The 14,825-nt window shown below is 62.5% G+C and carries 17 protein-coding genes; 13 read left to right on the top strand and 4 right to left on the bottom strand.

Annotated elements, in window-relative coordinates; translation table 11 throughout:
• Nucleotides 1-165 precede the first annotated feature (165 nt).
• From trbB to ACVIYL_RS21600, 11 genes are read left to right on the top strand one after another with little or no spacing between them, the layout of a single operon-like run.
• A complete protein-coding gene (gene trbB, locus ACVIYL_RS21550; RefSeq protein WP_456779652.1) occupies nt 166-1,116 on the top strand; it encodes a P-type conjugative transfer ATPase TrbB in 951 nt (316 codons plus the stop codon).
• The gene (locus ACVIYL_RS21555) at nt 1,113-1,454 is read left to right on the top strand and encodes a TrbC/VirB2 family protein (protein WP_456779653.1); all 342 of its coding nucleotides are present in this window, start codon (nt 1,113-1,115) and stop codon (nt 1,452-1,454) included. Before trbB ends, ACVIYL_RS21555 begins: the two co-directional genes overlap by 4 nt.
• On the top strand, nt 1,454-1,729 hold the full coding sequence (locus ACVIYL_RS21560; protein WP_456779654.1) for a VirB3 family type IV secretion system protein: 276 nt from the start codon (nt 1,454-1,456) through the stop codon (nt 1,727-1,729). The genes ACVIYL_RS21555 and ACVIYL_RS21560 overlap by 1 nt, the downstream gene beginning before the upstream one ends.
• A gap of 7 nt (nt 1,730-1,736) precedes the next feature.
• Nucleotides 1,737-4,175, top strand: a complete 2,439-nt coding sequence (gene trbE / locus ACVIYL_RS21565) for a conjugal transfer protein TrbE (RefSeq protein WP_456779655.1) — start codon at nt 1,737-1,739, stop codon at nt 4,173-4,175.
• Nucleotides 4,172-4,927, top strand: coding sequence for a P-type conjugative transfer protein TrbJ (gene trbJ, locus ACVIYL_RS21570; RefSeq protein WP_456779656.1), 756 nt, complete (start codon nt 4,172-4,174; stop codon nt 4,925-4,927). Before trbE ends, trbJ begins: the two co-directional genes overlap by 4 nt.
• 12 nt (nt 4,928-4,939) lie before the next feature.
• Complete coding sequence (gene trbK-alt, locus ACVIYL_RS21575; protein ID WP_456779657.1) at nt 4,940-5,245, top strand: putative entry exclusion protein TrbK-alt; 306 nt, start codon at nt 4,940-4,942, stop codon at nt 5,243-5,245.
• An 11-nt stretch (nt 5,246-5,256) separates the two neighbouring features.
• On the top strand, nt 5,257-6,615 hold the full coding sequence (gene trbL / locus ACVIYL_RS21580) for a P-type conjugative transfer protein TrbL (protein ID WP_456779658.1): 1,359 nt from the start codon (nt 5,257-5,259) through the stop codon (nt 6,613-6,615).
• 3 nt (nt 6,616-6,618) lie between these two features.
• Nucleotides 6,619-7,308, top strand: coding sequence for a conjugal transfer protein TrbF (trbF, locus tag ACVIYL_RS21585; RefSeq protein WP_456779659.1), 690 nt, complete (start codon nt 6,619-6,621; stop codon nt 7,306-7,308).
• Complete coding sequence (gene trbG, locus ACVIYL_RS21590) at nt 7,305-8,384, top strand: P-type conjugative transfer protein TrbG (protein WP_456779660.1); 1,080 nt, start codon at nt 7,305-7,307, stop codon at nt 8,382-8,384. Before trbF ends, trbG begins: the two co-directional genes overlap by 4 nt.
• Complete coding sequence (locus ACVIYL_RS21595) at nt 8,375-9,583, top strand: TrbI/VirB10 family protein (protein ID WP_456779661.1); 1,209 nt, start codon at nt 8,375-8,377, stop codon at nt 9,581-9,583. Before trbG ends, ACVIYL_RS21595 begins: the two co-directional genes overlap by 10 nt.
• The gene (locus tag ACVIYL_RS21600; protein ID WP_456779662.1) at nt 9,580-9,837 is read left to right on the top strand and encodes a DUF2274 domain-containing protein; all 258 of its coding nucleotides are present in this window, start codon (nt 9,580-9,582) and stop codon (nt 9,835-9,837) included. Before ACVIYL_RS21595 ends, ACVIYL_RS21600 begins: the two co-directional genes overlap by 4 nt.
• A gap of 332 nt (nt 9,838-10,169) precedes the next feature.
• Here the strand turns inward: ACVIYL_RS21600 and ACVIYL_RS21605 are convergent, their stop codons facing one another.
• Together ACVIYL_RS21605 and ACVIYL_RS21610 are read right to left on the bottom strand one after the other, a co-directional pair.
• Complete coding sequence (locus ACVIYL_RS21605; RefSeq protein WP_456779663.1) at nt 10,170-11,291, bottom strand: type III polyketide synthase; 1,122 nt, start codon at nt 11,289-11,291, stop codon at nt 10,170-10,172.
• A 62-nt stretch (nt 11,292-11,353) separates the two neighbouring features.
• Nucleotides 11,354-12,046, bottom strand: coding sequence for an outer membrane protein (locus tag ACVIYL_RS21610; RefSeq protein WP_456779664.1), 693 nt, complete (start codon nt 12,044-12,046; stop codon nt 11,354-11,356).
• 367 nt (nt 12,047-12,413) lie between these two features.
• Between ACVIYL_RS21610 and ACVIYL_RS21615 the strand changes: the two genes are divergently transcribed.
• On the top strand, nt 12,414-12,695 hold the full coding sequence (locus ACVIYL_RS21615) for a helix-turn-helix domain-containing protein (protein WP_456781861.1): 282 nt from the start codon (nt 12,414-12,416) through the stop codon (nt 12,693-12,695).
• A gap of 437 nt (nt 12,696-13,132) precedes the next feature.
• Here the strand turns inward: ACVIYL_RS21615 and ACVIYL_RS21620 are convergent, their stop codons facing one another.
• Complete coding sequence (locus ACVIYL_RS21620; protein ID WP_456779665.1) at nt 13,133-13,411, bottom strand: DNA -binding domain-containing protein; 279 nt, start codon at nt 13,409-13,411, stop codon at nt 13,133-13,135.
• A gap of 582 nt (nt 13,412-13,993) precedes the next feature.
• Here ACVIYL_RS21620 and ACVIYL_RS21625 point away from each other — a divergent pair.
• On the top strand, nt 13,994-14,179 hold the full coding sequence (locus ACVIYL_RS21625) for a hypothetical protein (RefSeq protein WP_456779666.1): 186 nt from the start codon (nt 13,994-13,996) through the stop codon (nt 14,177-14,179).
• A 201-nt stretch (nt 14,180-14,380) separates the two neighbouring features.
• On the opposite strand, the gene ACVIYL_RS21630 is transcribed toward ACVIYL_RS21625, so the two are convergent.
• Nucleotides 14,381-14,665 (bottom strand): DNA -binding domain-containing protein, encoded by a 285-nt coding sequence (locus tag ACVIYL_RS21630; protein ID WP_456779667.1) that lies wholly within the window; start codon nt 14,663-14,665, stop codon nt 14,381-14,383.
• Nucleotides 14,666-14,825 lie beyond the last annotated feature (160 nt).

Below are 14,825 nucleotides of genomic sequence, written 5' to 3' on the forward strand. Positions count from 1 at the left end.
GCACTGCGCTGGCTCCCTACGACGGCCGAATACTTGTTGAACTGACCCATTTCCTGCGTTTTCTATCCATCCCCGTCACCGATCGCTTGTTGCGATTAGTGCTCGACGGGGGCGGGCGTGGCGGTCACTTCAATCCATTCAGAAGCCTTTTCGCGTGGCGCGCGCATGCTGCGCACCGCGCTTGGGCCGGCGATTGCGACTTTCCTCGAAGATCCCTCGATCGTCGAGGTGATGCTCAACCCCGATGGTCGGCTGTGGATCGATCGGCTGTCAGGCGGTTTGGAGGATAGCGGACAGGCGATGTCCGCCGCCGATGGTGAGCGGATCGTGCGTCTGGTCGCGCACCATGTCGGCGCTGAGGTGCATGCCGCCAGCCCTCGTGTCTCGGCCGAGCTTCCCGAGACGGGAGAGAGGTTCGAGGGACTTCTCCCGCCGGTCGTCGCTGCGCCGGCCTTTGCAATCCGCAAGCCCGCCGTCGCGGTGTTCACGCTCGATGACTATGTCGCCGCCGGCACGATGACGGTCGATCAAGCGGCGGCGCTGCGGGCCGCCGTCGCTTCGCGCAAGAACATCCTGGTCGCTGGCGGCACCTCGACCGGCAAGACCACCCTCACCAACGCGCTGCTCGCCGAAATCGCCGGCACCACCGATCGCGTGGTGCTGATCGAGGACACCCGCGAGCTGCAGTGCCGTGCGCCCAATCTGGTCGCGCTACGCACCAAGGACGGCGTCGCGTCCCTGTCCGATCTGGTTCGGTCCTCGCTGCGTTTGCGCCCTGACCGCATTCCCGTCGGGGAGGTCCGGGGCAGTGAAGCCTTGGAGCTTCTCAAAGCCTGGGGGACCGGCCATCCCGGTGGGATCGGCACGATTCACGCCGGCACGGCGCTGGGCGCGCTCCGCCGCCTCGAACAGCTCATCCAGGAAGCCGTCCTCACCGTGCCCAAGGCGCTGATTGCCGAGACGATCGATGTCGTCGCGGTGCTGCGCGGCCGCGGCAGCGAACGCCGCCTCGCCGAACTTGCTCTCGTCGCCGGCCTTGATCCCGCCACCGGCGATTACCGTGTCCAGTCCGCCGGGGCGGGCGGCGAATCCTCGCTTCCCAAGGACCCATCATGATCAAGCTTGCTTTCGCGACCCGTCTCGTTCGCCACCGCTTTACCGACCTCGCCGCGATCGCCTTCATCTCGATCGCGTTCGCGCCTGCGGCATACGCCTCCGGCTCCTCGATGCCGTGGGAGACGCCGCTCAATCAGATCCTGGAGTCGGTGCAAGGTCCGGTCGCCAAGATCATGTCGGTCATCATCATCACCGTGACCGGCCTGACGCTCGCGTTCGGCGATACATCCGGCGGCTTCCGCCGGCTGATCCAGATCGTTTTCGGCCTGTCGATCGCCTTCGCCGCCTCGAGTTTCTTCCTGACGTTCTTCAGCTTCTCGGGCGGAGCGCTGGTCTGATGGCTGCGCTTGTCGATCCAGAGGTGCCGGGCTTTTTCGCGCCGGTCCATCGCGCGCTCACCGAGCCCATCCTGATGGGCGGCGCTCCGCGCAGCGTCGCGATCGCTAACGGCACGTTGGCGGCTGCCATCGCACTCGGGCTGCGGCTCTGGATTCCCGGCGCACTGATCTGGGCCGTGGGCCACGTCGCAGCAGTGTGGGCGGCCAAGCGCGACCCGCAGTTCGTGGACGTCGTTCGCCGTCACCTCCGCTATCCGCCTTACCTCGCCGCATGAGGCTTCCATGCTGAACCTCGCTGAATATCGCAATCGGCCTGCCAGCCTTCCCGACTTCCTGCCCTGGGCCGCATTGGTCGAACGCGGTGTGGTCCTCAACAAGGACGGATCGTTCCAGCGGACGGCGCGCTTCCGTGGTCCGGATCTCGACAGCGCGACGCCTGCGGAACTGGTCGGTGTGACGGCCCGCCTCAACAACGCGCTCCGCCGTCTCGGCTCGGGCTGGGCGATCTTCGTCGAAGCCCAGCGCAGCGCCGCCCAGACCTATCCGTACGGCGCTTTTCCGGATGCCGCATCGGCGCTGGTTGATCTGGAGCGACGGGATGCGTTCGAGGAGGCCGGTGCGCATTTCGAGAGCCGCTATTTCCTGACCTTCGCCTGGCTTCCGCCGGCCGAGGACGCCTCGCGCATCGAGGGTTGGCTCTATGAGGGCCGTGCGCAGAGCGGCGTCGATCCTTACGAGCTGCTGCGCGGCTTTGTCGATCGGACCAGCCGCGTCCTGCAACTGGTCGAGGGGTTCATGCCCGAGGTGGCATGGCTGGATGACGGTGCCACGCTGACTTACCTGCACTCGACCATCTCGACCCGGCAACAGCGTGTCCGTGTCCCGGAGACGCCGATGCATCTCGACGCGCTGATCGCGGACGAGCCGCTCGCCGGTGGCCTCGAGCCGCGGCTCGGCAGCCACCACCTTCGCACGCTCACCGTGGTCGGCTTTCCGACCGCGACACATCCCGGAATCCTGGACGAGCTGAACCGACTTGCCTTTCCCTACCGCTGGTCGACACGCGCGATCCTCCTCGACAAGACCGAGGCGGTGAAGCTGCTGACCAGGATCCGCCGACAGTGGTTTGCCAAACGAAAGTCGATCGCCGCCATCGTCAAGGAGGTGATGACGAACGAGGCCTCGACCCTGGTCGATAGCGACGCAGCCAACAAGGCCACTGACGCCGATCTCGCCTTGCAGGAACTGGGTACCGACGACGTAGGCCAAGCCTACGTCACGGCGACCGTCACCGTTTGGGATGAGGACCCCAGCCGCGCCACCGAAAAACTTCGCCTCGTCGAGAAGGTGATCCAGGGGCGCGACTTCACCTGTATGCCGGAGGGGGTGAATGCGCTCGAAGCCTGGCTTGGCTCGCTACCGGGGCACGCCTACGCCAACGTTCGCCAGCCGCCGCTCTCCACATTGAACCTGGCCCACATGATTCCGCTGTCGGCGGTCTGGGCGGGGCCAGCGCGCGACGAGCATTTCCGTAGCGCGCCGCTGTTCTTTGGCAAGACCGAGGGCTCGACGCCGTTTCGTTTCTCGCTGCATGTCGGCGACGTCGGACACACCTTGATCGTCGGCCCAACCGGCGCCGGCAAATCCGTGCTGCTCGCACTGATGGCGATCCAGTTCCGCCGTTACCGCAAAAGCCAGATCTTTGCCTTCGACTTCGGCGGCTCGATCCGCACCGCGGCCCTCGCCATGGGCGGCGACTGGCACGACCTCGGCGGCAGCCTGTCAAACAGCGCCGATGACTCCGTCTCGCTTCAGCCGCTCGCACGGATAGGCGATGCCGCTGAGCGCGCCTGGGCTGCCGAATGGGTGACCGCGATCCTTGCCAAGGAAGGCGTCACCATCGACCCGACCGCGAAGGAACATGTCTGGTCGGCCTTGACCTCATTGGCTTCCTCGCCCGTCGAGGAGCGGACGATCACCGGCCTGACCGTGCTGTTGCAATCGACCGCGCTCAAGCAGGCGCTGCAACCTTATTGCGTCGGCGGCCCGTCCGGGCGGCTGCTCGATGCCGAGGTTGAGCAGATCGGGTTCGCGTCAGTCCAGGCTTTCGAAACCGAGGGCTTGATCGGGGCCGGCGCGGCACCCGCCGTCCTCACCTACCTCTTCCATCGCATCGAGGGACGGCTCGACGGCCGGCCGACGCTCCTCATCATCGACGAGGGCTGGCTCGTCCTCGACGATCCGGCTTTTGCCCAGCAGCTTCGCGAATGGCTGAAGACGTTACGGAAGAAGAACGCCTCCGTCGTCTTCGCCACGCAATCGCTCTCAGACATCGATGGCAGCAACATCGCACCCGCGATCGTCGAAAGCTGCCCGACGCGCATCTTCCTGCCGAACGAGCGCGCGATCGAGCCGCAGCTCACGGCGATCTATCGGCGCTTCGGTCTAAACGATCGCCAGATCGAGATCATCGCGCGCGCGACGCCGAAGCGGGATTACTACTGCCAATCGCGACGCGGCAACCGGCTCTTCGAGTTGGGGCTCGGGCCGATCGCGCTCGCCTTCTGCGCGGCATCCTCAAAAGCCGACCATGCCGCGATCGAACGGCTGCTGGACGAGCACGGCCGCGAGAATTTTACACCGGCCTGGCTCGCCGAACACGAGCTGCTTTGGGCTGCCGATCTCATCCCTGACCTGACAAACCTGGAGGTGCAATCATGACCGTCCGCAAGACACGCCGTGGCTTAATGGCCGCGTGCGCCCTGTCGCTGACCTTGCCGTTTCAGTCGCATTTAACGACGCGGGCGTCTGCCCAGGTGGTCGTCTACGACCCCAGCAACTTCAGCCAGAACGTGCTGACCGCGGCGCGCGAGCTGCAGCAGATCAACAATCAGATCCAGATGCTGACCAATCAGGCCCAGAGCCTGGTGAACCAGGGAAAGAACCTCGCGAGCCTGCCAATGTCGACGCTGGCCCAGCTTCAGTCGACGATTGCTCGGACCCAATCGCTGCTGAGCCAGGCGCAAAATATCGCTTTCAACGTTCAGGGTATCCAGACGGCTTATTCCAGCAGCTACGGCACGGCGGCGGGCACGGGCTCCAATGCCACAATGTTTGCCGCGGCTCAAAATCGTTGGCAGAACTCGGTCGGCGCATTCGAGGACTCCCTGAAAGTCCAGGCTGGCGTCGTCGGCAATATCTCGACCAACTCCAGCGCGATGTCATCGTTGGTCACCGCCAGCCAGTCCGCGAGCGGCGCGCTGCAGGCCGCTCAGGCCGGCAACCAGCTCCTCGCGCTGCAATCGCAGCAGTTGTCCGATCTCGTCGCAGTTCTCGCCGCGAAGGGACGAGCGGACGCGCTGGAGCAGGCGCGCGTGACGGCGACCGAGTCGCAGGGGCAGCAGCAATACAGGATCTTCGCGACGCGCAGCGGCTACCAACCCGGCACCGTCACGATGTTCAGCGGCAACTAAAGGCATGGGACTATGGAGCGCTCGGATATCTTACGCGCCGTTGCGATGGCCATTTTGATGGCCATCTTCATGGCCACGCTGTCCTATATCCATCGGCGTCCCGCGCCGCGGACCATATCTGACGCTCCCGTCGTTTCCACGCCCGATGATCTATCGGCTGAGCTGCGCCGCTGCCGCGTGCTCGGACCCCAGGATGCCGAAGATCCGCAATGCCAGGCGGTCTGGGAGGAGAACCGCGCGCGCTTCTTCGGCAGGCCGGCGCGGCCACTTCTGCCGCAGGCCGCGCCGGCCACACCTTCAACGACGAACGTGAGGTAAGGAGGCCAGCGATGAACAACGTCGGCGTCATCGACACCTTCCTCAATACTTTCACCACCTATATCGATTCAGGATTCGGCCTGATCAAAGGCGAGGTCACCTATCTCGCCTCGACCCTGATCGTCATCGATATCACCTTGGCAGGTGTATTCTGGGCGTGGGGAGCAGACGAAGACATTCTCCAGCGGCTGGTGAAGAAGACGCTCTATATCGGGTTCTTCGCCTTCATCATCACAAACTTCAACAATCTCTCCGGCATCATCTTCAACAGCTTCGCAGGCCTCGGCCTGAAGGCCGGCGGCTCGTCGATCTCGACGGCGGACTTCCTGCGGCCCGGCCGGCTCGCGCAGGTCGGCCTAGATGCCGGGCAGCCGCTGCTGGATGCCGCAAGCCAGATGATAGGCTTCACCAGCTTCTTTGCGAACTTCGTCCAGATCGCGGTGTTGATGGTGTCCTGGCTGTTGGTACTGATCGCCTTCTTCAGTCTGGCGGTGCAGCTGTTCGTCACCCTGATCGAGTTCAAGCTGACGACGCTCGCCGGCTTCATCCTGATTCCGTTCGCGCTGTTCAACAAGACCGCCTTCCTGGCGGAGAAGGTGCTCGGCAATGTCGTCGCCTCCGGCGTGAAGGTGATGGTGCTCGCCGTCATCGTCGGTATCGGCACCGGACTGTTCGCCCAGTTCACGTCGGCCTATGGCGGCGGCCAGCCGACGATCGAGCAGGCACTCTCGGTCGTGCTGGCAGCACTCGCCATGCTCGGCCTCGGTATCTTCGGGCCTGGTATCGCAACTGGTCTTGTCTCAGGAGCACCGCAGCTTGGCGCGGGCGCTGCCGTCGGCTCCGGACTTGCCGTCGCCGGCACGGCGATGGCGGGCGGCGCGGCGCTTGGGCTCGCCGGGAGGGGAGCGATGGCAGCCGCCTCCGGTACTGCCGCGGCCGCACGTGGTGGTGCGGCGATGGCAGGCGGCATGTCTTCAGCCTACAGCCTCGCATCGGCCGGCCGGTCCGGCGCTGGCGGAGTCGCGTTCGGTCTCGGTGGCGCAAGCCGTGCGGCGGCCAGTAGCGTAGCAGCTCCCGTCAGACGTGCCGCTGAGCGAGCAACGGGGGCAATGTTGGAGAGCTTCAGCTCTGGCGCCCGTGCCGGTGTCGCCAACACGGGTGGCTCCTCGACGATGGGAACCATTGCGAGTGGCGAGGCCGCAAACGATGGAGCCTCTCAAGCGGCGGGCGAGGGCGGTCCGCCCGCCTGGGCCCAGCGCGTCAAGCGCAATCAGGCAGTTATTCACGGCGCGCAGACCGCCGCGCAAGCCCTCAAATCCGGCGACAGCCATGGCGGCGGCCACTCCGTCGACCTCTCGGGAGGAGAATAAAGAATGTCAATCTTTCGGCGATCGTCGGTCCGCTACGGCCGCACGCCCGAACCCGAAACCCCGTATCAGCGCGCAGCGCAGGTTTGGGACGATCGCATCGGCTCGGCCCGCGTGCAGGCGAAGAACTGGCGGCTGATGGCCTTCGGTTCGCTGTTACTTGCTTGCGGATTTGCCGGCGGGCTCGTCTGGCAATCCACGCACGGCACCGTCGTTCCCTGGGTGGTGCAGGTCGACAAGCTCGGCGAGGCACAAGCAGTGGCGCCGGCTGTGGCCGACTATAGGCCGAGCGATCCGCAGATTGCCTGGTATCTCGCCCACTTCGTCGCGATGGTGCGCTCGCTTCCGGCCGATCCGATCATCGTGCGGCAGAACTGGCTGAAGGCCTACGATTTCACGACCACGGCGGGCGCGATGGCACTGAATGATTACGCCCGCGCCAATGACCCCTTCGCCAGTCTCGGCAAGCAGCAGGTCGCAATCGACGTCTCCAGCGTCATCCGTGCCTCGCCGGACAGTTTTCGCGTTGCCTGGGTCGAGCACCGCTATCAGGACGGAGCGCTCGCCGGCACCTCACGTTGGACTGCGATCCTCACCATCGCCATTCAGCCGCCCACCGATGCCGACCGGCTGCGCAAGAATCCGCTCGGCATCTACATCAACGCCATCAACTGGTCGAAGGAGCTCGGACAATGACCCCGCCGATCTCGTTAAGCGCGGGCCGTCCGGCTTCGCGTCTCTTCATCGTTCAGCGAAGCCGGAAATGCGGCGATACGAGCTTCCGTAAATCCGCTTTGGCGGCGTTGCTGATGTCCGTCTCGGCCCTTGGCGGCTGCGCGCACAATTTCATCCCGCCCGACATCAACTACGACACCGCAGAGCCGGCAACGCTGACTGCCGATCCGCCGCCGCCCGTCAAGATCGTGGAATTGCCAAAACCCCTGCCGCTGCCTGGGCAGCTGAAACCGCTCGCCCCGGGCAAACGCGTCCCGGAAGCTGCTGATCCGAAGGTCCGCGTCAAACAGGCCAACGCTGCGGCACGGGTGCAGCCAGTCCGCACCGGTTTCATCAACGCGGTCCAGATCTATCCGTTCTCGGGTGGAGCCCTCTACCAGGTCTATACGGCGCCCGGCCAGATCACCGATGTCGCCCTCCAGGAGGGTGAGCAGCTCACAGGCTCCGGTCCGGTCGCTGCCGGCGACACCGTGCGCTGGATCATCGGCGATACCGAAAGCGGCGCGGGCGCGACCAAGAAGATCCACATCCTCGTCAAACCGACGCGGCCGGAGTTGGTCACCAATCTCGTCATCAACACCGACCGGCGGACCTATCTTCTCGAGCTACGCTCGACGGAGAAGGCCTACATGGCCTCGGTTTCGTGGCAGTATCCCGAGGACCAGCTCATTGCACTTCGGCGGCAGAATGCGGCGGCTGAAACCGCAGCGCCAATCGCGGCCGGCGTTGATCTCGCCTCGATCAACTTCCGCTACGCGATCGAGGGCGATGATCCGGCCTGGCGTCCGCTGCGCGCCTTCGATGACGGCAACAAAGTCTACATCGAATTCCCCAGCGGGATCGTCCAGGGCGAAATGCCGCCGCTGTTCGTCATTGGACCAGCCGGCGGCTCCGAGTTGGTGAACTACCGCGTGAACCGCAACTACTACATTGTCGACCGCCTGTTCGCCGCCGCCGAATTGCGTCTTGGCGACAAGGACAGCGAGCGGCGCGTGCGCATTGTCCGCACCGACGGAAGGCCGCGCTCATGGCGATAGACGACGAACACCAACATCAAAGCGACACCCCGCCCGTCGCGCCGCCGGATCTTCGGCTCCGAGGCGAGCGGCCACCTGTCACACGCCTTTCTCGCAAGATCCTGATCGGCCTCGGCACGGTGTCTGCCCTCGCAGTGGCGGGAGCGCTCGGCTACGCCCTGCAAACCCGCAACAAGCAGCAAGCCGGCCAAGAGTTGCTCAGCACCCAGAATAGCCCTTCGGCCGAGGGTCTCGCCGCCTTGCCGAAGGATTATACTGGTCTGCCGAGGCAGGCGCCGCCGCTCGGACCACCGCTGCCCGGCGATCTCGGCAAGCCGATCCTTAATGCTGGCGCTGCATCGAACACCGTCGTCTCTACAACGACGCCTGATCCGGAGACCCAGCACAGAGCGCAGGAGATCGAAGCGGCGCGCGTCAGCCGGCTCTTTGCCCAGACCGTTCAGCAACCGCAGAGCGTCAGCCAAATCATCCCGAATTCGGCGACCGGAGCAGCGACGCCACCGGCCGCAACACCCCCCGTCGACGCTGGATCGGCCCAGAACATGCAGGACCGCAAATCGGCCTTCCTCAATGCGTCGACGGATAAGCGCACGGTCAGTCCGGACCGGCTCGAGGCCAAGGTCTCGCCTTATGTTGTGCAGGCGGGTACCGTGATCCCCGCTGCGCTCATCACGGGCATTCGCTCCGATCTGCCCGGCCAAGTCACCGCCCAGATCACGGAGGCGGTCTACGACAGCCCGTCCGGCAAATATCTTCTGATCCCCCAGGGTGCGAAGCTGATCGGCCAGTATGACAGCTCCGTGGCATTCGGCCAGAGTCGCATCCTCCTGGTCTGGACCCGCATCATCATGCCAGATGGTAACTCGATCGTCTTGGAGCGCCAGCCCGGCGCCGACACCGGTGGTTATGCTGGGCTCGAGGACGAGGTCGACAACCATTGGGGCATGCTGTTCAAGGCCGCCGTTCTCTCGACCATGCTCAGCGTTGGAGCCGAGGCGGGCACGAGCCAGAACGAGAACAACCTCGTTCAAGCGATCCGCAGCGGTGCGTCCAACAGTATCAGCCAGACCGGCCAGCAGATCGTGCAGCGCCAGCTCAATATCCAGCCGACGCTGACCATCCGGCCAGGTTTCCCGGTTCGCGTCATCGTCACGCGGGACCTAGTGCTGGCGCCCTACGCGAAGGGAGGAAGACCATGACGAAGCTCAAGCTTGGACCACTTGAAGACGACAAGCCGGTAAAGCTCACGATCGAGCTGCCGGCGGCGGTCTTTAGGGATCTCAAAAGCTACGCCGAGATTCTGACGCGCAGCGGAGGCGCGACGATACCGGCCGAGCCTGCCAAACTGATCGCGCCGATGATCGAGCGTTTCATGGCGACCGACCGAGCGTTTGCGAAGGCCCGACGAAATGCTGCTCAGCCTGTCTCTGGGGCAGCGGAAAGATCTGGATAGCGCTCGCGAAGCAGGTCGAGGAACGGACGCAGCGATGGATTGCAGTTGTCCTGCCGCCAATAAGCGCGGAAGCTCAGCCGCGTCGGACCCTCGGCATCATGCACCTCGCGGAAGGTCACTCCCTGATAGGCTGCGCCGGTCGCGCCTTCCAACGCCAGCAGGAGGCCCCTATCCGCACCGACTAAGGTCAGAAGCCGGTCGAGCGTGCTATAACGGCAACCGGTCCCGCGGACGCTGCTGGGGTACCATTGAACAGAGCAGACCAGTGGCAGCATCTCGGGCACGCGGGCGCTCAACAGCCGCGGCAACAAGTTTGGTGACGCCGGTCACTACTAGGCGACCCGCTTCAATCGGTTGTCCGACAACTCATGGTTTGCGGGGGGTGGCTGTGCCGTTTCGGTGTTTACCCATTTCAGTAGCGACAGTTCGGCCGAGAAGCCGGGCCCAAAGGCGCCTAAGATGCCGTATGATCCCGGCGCTTGCTCCTCATGCGCCAGCACGTGTTCCAGCACGAATAGCACAGTTGCGCTGGACATATTTCCATAAAGTCGAAGCGTCTCATAGCTGGAAAAGAAGTTCTCAGAGGACCTCCCAAGGCCCCGCTCACAAACCTCCAATACTTTTCTCCCGCCGGGATGAAAGATAAAGCTCTTCACCTGGCTAGGGGGGATGCCATCCGCCGGTAGCAACGATCGCATTGCACGTGGCATCAATTCGCTAATCATTGATGGAATGCGCTCGGAGACCACGACCTCAAATCCGGAGTCTCCAAAATGCCAGCCCATTAGAGAAGTGGAGTCCGGGTGAAGCAAACTCGTGCTTCTCACGATATCCAGTTTGCCAGAGCCGCTTTCAGCTGGTCCGATCAACAGCGCGGCAGCGCCATCGCCAAAGAGGCTCGCGGCGACAACGTTCTTTGGGGTGAGATCATTCGGCTGGAATGTAAGAGAAGTCAGCTCCACAGCAACGAGGAGAATGCGTTCATTGGTTGCTCGGCAAAGAGCTCCTGCTAAGCTAACTCCCGACGCTCCCCCAGCGCATCCGAGGCCAAAGATCGGCGTCCGTCCCACATCTGGTCGCAATCCGATCTTGAAGATCAGGTCCACGTCGAGACTAGGGGTCGCTATCCCTGTCGTCGAGACGAACAAAACCCGATCGACTTGCTCGGGCTTAACCCCAGCCCGGTCGAGACAGAGCACTGTTGCTTTGCACGCGAGCTCCTTCGCCCAATCCAAGTATATCTGGTTTGTCTCACTTATGCGATGCTCACTGAGAAGCCATTCGGGCGTAACACAAAAGAAGCGCTGATCGACTAGCGCATGATCGAATACTGTAAGGTATCTCTTCAGCTTCTCCATTCTGGAAACGAAGTGGCGGCCCGCTAAAGCCTTGACGTCTGTCTGAGAAAACCGGAACGATGGTAAAGCCGTCCCAACAGCCAAAATTCTGGACATCAGTTACTCTTGTCGCTCGACAGGGATTCACACCAAACAAGGACGTCCGCGACATCCAGGCGTTAGTTCACGTGGACCAAACCGACGTTGATGTCCTGCCCAACGTGGGCAGTTCCTGCGAGACCGTTCGTTGGAAAAGCCTGCGATTCCGGTTGCGCAAAAGCCGATGATCGGAGGGCCCATGAGCACGCAATCGTACTCAGCGCTGGCGGCCAAGTGGGCAGCAACGAAGACTCCACGTCCACACCGGCTGCATAGCCCCGTTGGCCTTCGCTGCCGTTGACGAGGGGCAGCGGTGCCGCAAGCTCATAGGGCTGATATTTGTTGCGGGCGACCGCAGTGGCGCCTTTTGCATACAGGAGCACGTCATTCCAGGCGTAACCGAGCGGGTCCTCAACCGGGCCGCGGGTAACAATCTTGCCTTCATCCTGAAGGCCTGGCAGAACGAGCTTAGCGTTGGATTGCTCGTGGTTGGCGCAGTTGCCGTTCGCCGCGATGCCGAACACCAAGTGGGCTATCTGCCATCGGAAACCGATTTCGCCGCCGAGCGTCCATCTTGTCGCACCAGGACATCTCGGGGCAGAAGGCGGCGCACGGACTACATCGCCAGCGTTGACGAACTCCCAGCATCGACGGCCACTGCTGCCATTGATACCGATGTCAGAGCCGTTTTGCTCGCAGAGCCGCGCGCCCAGACCAGCGACAGCTGCGGCCAGCAACATGATGACTATTGTGCCCAGGAGCAGCCTTTTCATTCTTCCTTCTCGACAAACGTTCTTGACGGTCTTCACGCAACGCGGATGCATGCCATGTGTCTGTCTTCTTGATCAATTGATAGGGTTGATAGGTGACTGGAGAGATTGTGTCCGTCTCTAGGAATGAATGGCTCGCTTCTTCTGTGGGGGCTATATGGTTGTCGCGCCGAGCCGTTTTGACATCGTCGAACCGGAGCTCTGCCGTCGAGAGCAAAAGAGTCCCATCGGCCTCTTGTGCGCCGCTCTCTTCTGCCGCCGCTCGAGGCGAGTTACGCTGCGGCCATCAAGCTGCTTTCAGGAAGAATTACTAAATGGTTGGACTATAGCCAGTGGTTTGACCGCCTGGCCGAATGGCATGCGTGGGCCCATGAAAGCTCGAGCGCTTGTGGCCAGAAATGTGCGTCGGATCCGCGTGGAACGCGGTATTTCGCAGGAGAGATTGGCTTACGAGGCCGGGATTGACCGCTCCTACCTGGGTTGTCTTGAGCGGCAATCGAAAAACCCGACAATAGAGATTCTCGGCCGCATCGCCGAAACGCTGGACGTTCAGTTGTCCGAGTTCTTTGTTCGGCCTTCCAAACGTGCCGGGATTCCCAAGACGTTGCCTAGAGGTCGCAAGCCAGCGCGTCTACGTCGTGGGAAGGAGTAATTATCACACGCCGGTGAGAGACTGTGGGTCATTAGAGAGCCACGAACAAACGATCGCGCGGCTACAGCGCGCGTCCCAAACGTTCCGATATGAGTTCTGGTTCGTCCCACAAGGTCGCCGAGGATGATGCCAGCAGCCTCAACGTAGGTTTAGGCCTGATGAACGACGCGCGACGATCCTGTTGTCAATCTAACGAAAGGACACATTGGCAGACAGCTCCTCGCTCCGTGCGGGTCTGCTTGTGCTATGGCTGTTGACGCTATACTGGCCAGCGGCTCACTGAGAATTCGCACTTTCCCAAATATTAACTTGAGAACAGCCAAGGACGGGATCGCTCTTCTGATCGGAGCTCAATTGATCTAGTCCGAACTAATAGAAGCCGACATCGCAGTCCAGTACATTTCATCCGTCAGTGCGGCCTATTGGTCTACCCGTCTCTAACTTTGAGCACCACCGCGAAGCAGCTGCCGATAACCATCATCTGCCACCCACCTAGCCCGGGCGAGATGGCTGTCAAAAGCGCGCCGCGCTCGATCCCATTCGTGAGCAGGATCAATGTGAAGAACAACGCGAGCTACCTCGCGCCAATCTGCATCCTCAGCATCGGCGTCAAGCAGCCGCCAGTACGTAGCCAAATGCTCCTCGTCATAGACGGTCAGGTTCGTGTCCGATGGCGCAACGTCGTCGACGGTAAGATCGAGTAGCGGTTCCCGCACTGAAAATGTCCCATGTAGTGTTAGGGGCAACGAAGTTGATCACTGTACTCCAAGTACCTTCCGATTGTGGATTAGTTTTGGTGATGTCTGGGGCACATCACTTGATGCGCTTTACGTACAAAGAAATTTGAGGTTTGCGAACATGCTCTCGGAACTGCGCAAGTATCGCGTTGCCGTAAGCGCGTTTGCTGAAGCCGTGGAGGTACACTCCGTTAGATTTGTTTGCGACCGATTTCGCACCGCGATTGATAGGGCGTCCGGCAATGGTGATGACTATCGGATCTAGTAGGTTCGTTGTTCCCCGGCCTCAGCTAGTGGTTCGAGCCGTTTTGTGGCCTCGCGCACCAGCGTGCGCGCCGGGACAGGAGAACTCGATGCAATTGATGATCGCGCCGCGCCACGCCTCCCTTGCCATGATCCTGTTTGCCTGCGGGCTAATGGGGAGCGCGTGGGCCGCAGATCCGCCGCCCGCCCAAGTCGCGACGCCGGCCAACCAGAAGGGTTGCGCCGGCCAAGCGCACAGGATGTCCTCAGCGTCCGAGCAGCATCGCCTGCCGCCGGACTCCAGCACCAAGCACACGCTTGAGCTCCCTGGGAGGACGCTTTCTCGTCGCGACCGCCGGCTCCATTCGCCTGTTCGACGACAAGGGCGAGCCGCAGGCCGACATCGTCTATACCTCCCGACGAGTGTTCGAGGCGAAGGGCGTCCAGTTCCTGTTTCGCGACGGGGTGGGGGTAGGTATCTCTGCAGAGCGACCGCCGGCTTGATCTTGGTCGCCGGCCTTGGAGGCAGACGACCAGCGGAGCACGCGTTACCAAAACGCAAGCTTTGTTTGATGCTCCGCGACAACCGGATCCAACAAAGCTCTCGCACACGACAATCTTCGCGGCAGTCATCAATAGCGCGGCGATGTCAATCGCTATCCTGAGCGCTGCGCACTTCGCACCAGACTCGCGTGCAATCGTTGCTCAGTTCGAACTTGGCCAACCGCTCCGCAACAGATGCCGATAACCATGCCTGGCCATCCACTTGGCACGAGCGAGATGGGTCTCGTAGGCCCGGTGGGCACGCTGCGGCTCACGCTTGGGATCGATGCGCAACACGATCTCAGCGACTTCTCTCCAGTCGGCGCCTTCGGCGTCTGCGTCCAGGAGACGCATATAGGTGACAGCGTGTTCCTGGTCGTAGGGAGTCAGGATCGAATCAGTTGGCGCCGCATCGTTGACATGCGGATCGAGCGGCGGATTTTGCATGGCAATCTCCCCAAGAAAGTAGATCGGTTCAATGACGATCCTTCGGCTGCTTCGAGCCTTGGGTAGACCAGGTGCTAAGTCAAGGCCCCAGTGGGCGCGAGTGCGCGAATGGCCGGTACCCAAGGACTACCGCTCCGTGTCCACCGTGTTCCCAGCCATT

It is taken from the genome of Bradyrhizobium sp. USDA 3315, assembly GCF_054056795.1.

What these genes read in the sequence shown, in the direction of transcription:
- trbB (WP_456779652.1), top strand. Translation starts at nt 166, where the DNA reads ATGCTGCGCACCGCGCTTGGGCCGGCGATTGCGACTTTCCTCGAAGAT.
- ACVIYL_RS21555 (WP_456779653.1), top strand. Translation starts at nt 1,113, where the DNA reads ATGATCAAGCTTGCTTTCGCGACCCGTCTCGTTCGCCACCGCTTTACC.
- ACVIYL_RS21560 (WP_456779654.1), top strand. Translation starts at nt 1,454, where the DNA reads ATGGCTGCGCTTGTCGATCCAGAGGTGCCGGGCTTTTTCGCGCCGGTC.
- trbE (WP_456779655.1), top strand. Translation starts at nt 1,737, where the DNA reads ATGCTGAACCTCGCTGAATATCGCAATCGGCCTGCCAGCCTTCCCGAC.
- trbJ (WP_456779656.1), top strand. Translation starts at nt 4,172, where the DNA reads ATGACCGTCCGCAAGACACGCCGTGGCTTAATGGCCGCGTGCGCCCTG.
- trbK-alt (WP_456779657.1), top strand. Translation starts at nt 4,940, where the DNA reads ATGGAGCGCTCGGATATCTTACGCGCCGTTGCGATGGCCATTTTGATG.
- trbL (WP_456779658.1), top strand. Translation starts at nt 5,257, where the DNA reads ATGAACAACGTCGGCGTCATCGACACCTTCCTCAATACTTTCACCACC.
- trbF (WP_456779659.1), top strand. Translation starts at nt 6,619, where the DNA reads ATGTCAATCTTTCGGCGATCGTCGGTCCGCTACGGCCGCACGCCCGAA.
- trbG (WP_456779660.1), top strand. Translation starts at nt 7,305, where the DNA reads ATGACCCCGCCGATCTCGTTAAGCGCGGGCCGTCCGGCTTCGCGTCTC.
- ACVIYL_RS21595 (WP_456779661.1), top strand. Translation starts at nt 8,375, where the DNA reads ATGGCGATAGACGACGAACACCAACATCAAAGCGACACCCCGCCCGTC.
- ACVIYL_RS21600 (WP_456779662.1), top strand. Translation starts at nt 9,580, where the DNA reads ATGACGAAGCTCAAGCTTGGACCACTTGAAGACGACAAGCCGGTAAAG.
- ACVIYL_RS21605 (WP_456779663.1), bottom strand. Translation starts at nt 11,291, where the DNA reads ATGTCCAGAATTTTGGCTGTTGGGACGGCTTTACCATCGTTCCGGTTT.
- ACVIYL_RS21610 (WP_456779664.1), bottom strand. Translation starts at nt 12,046, where the DNA reads ATGAAAAGGCTGCTCCTGGGCACAATAGTCATCATGTTGCTGGCCGCA.
- ACVIYL_RS21615 (WP_456781861.1), top strand. Translation starts at nt 12,414, where the DNA reads ATGAAAGCTCGAGCGCTTGTGGCCAGAAATGTGCGTCGGATCCGCGTG.
- ACVIYL_RS21630 (WP_456779667.1), bottom strand. Translation starts at nt 14,665, where the DNA reads ATGCAAAATCCGCCGCTCGATCCGCATGTCAACGATGCGGCGCCAACT.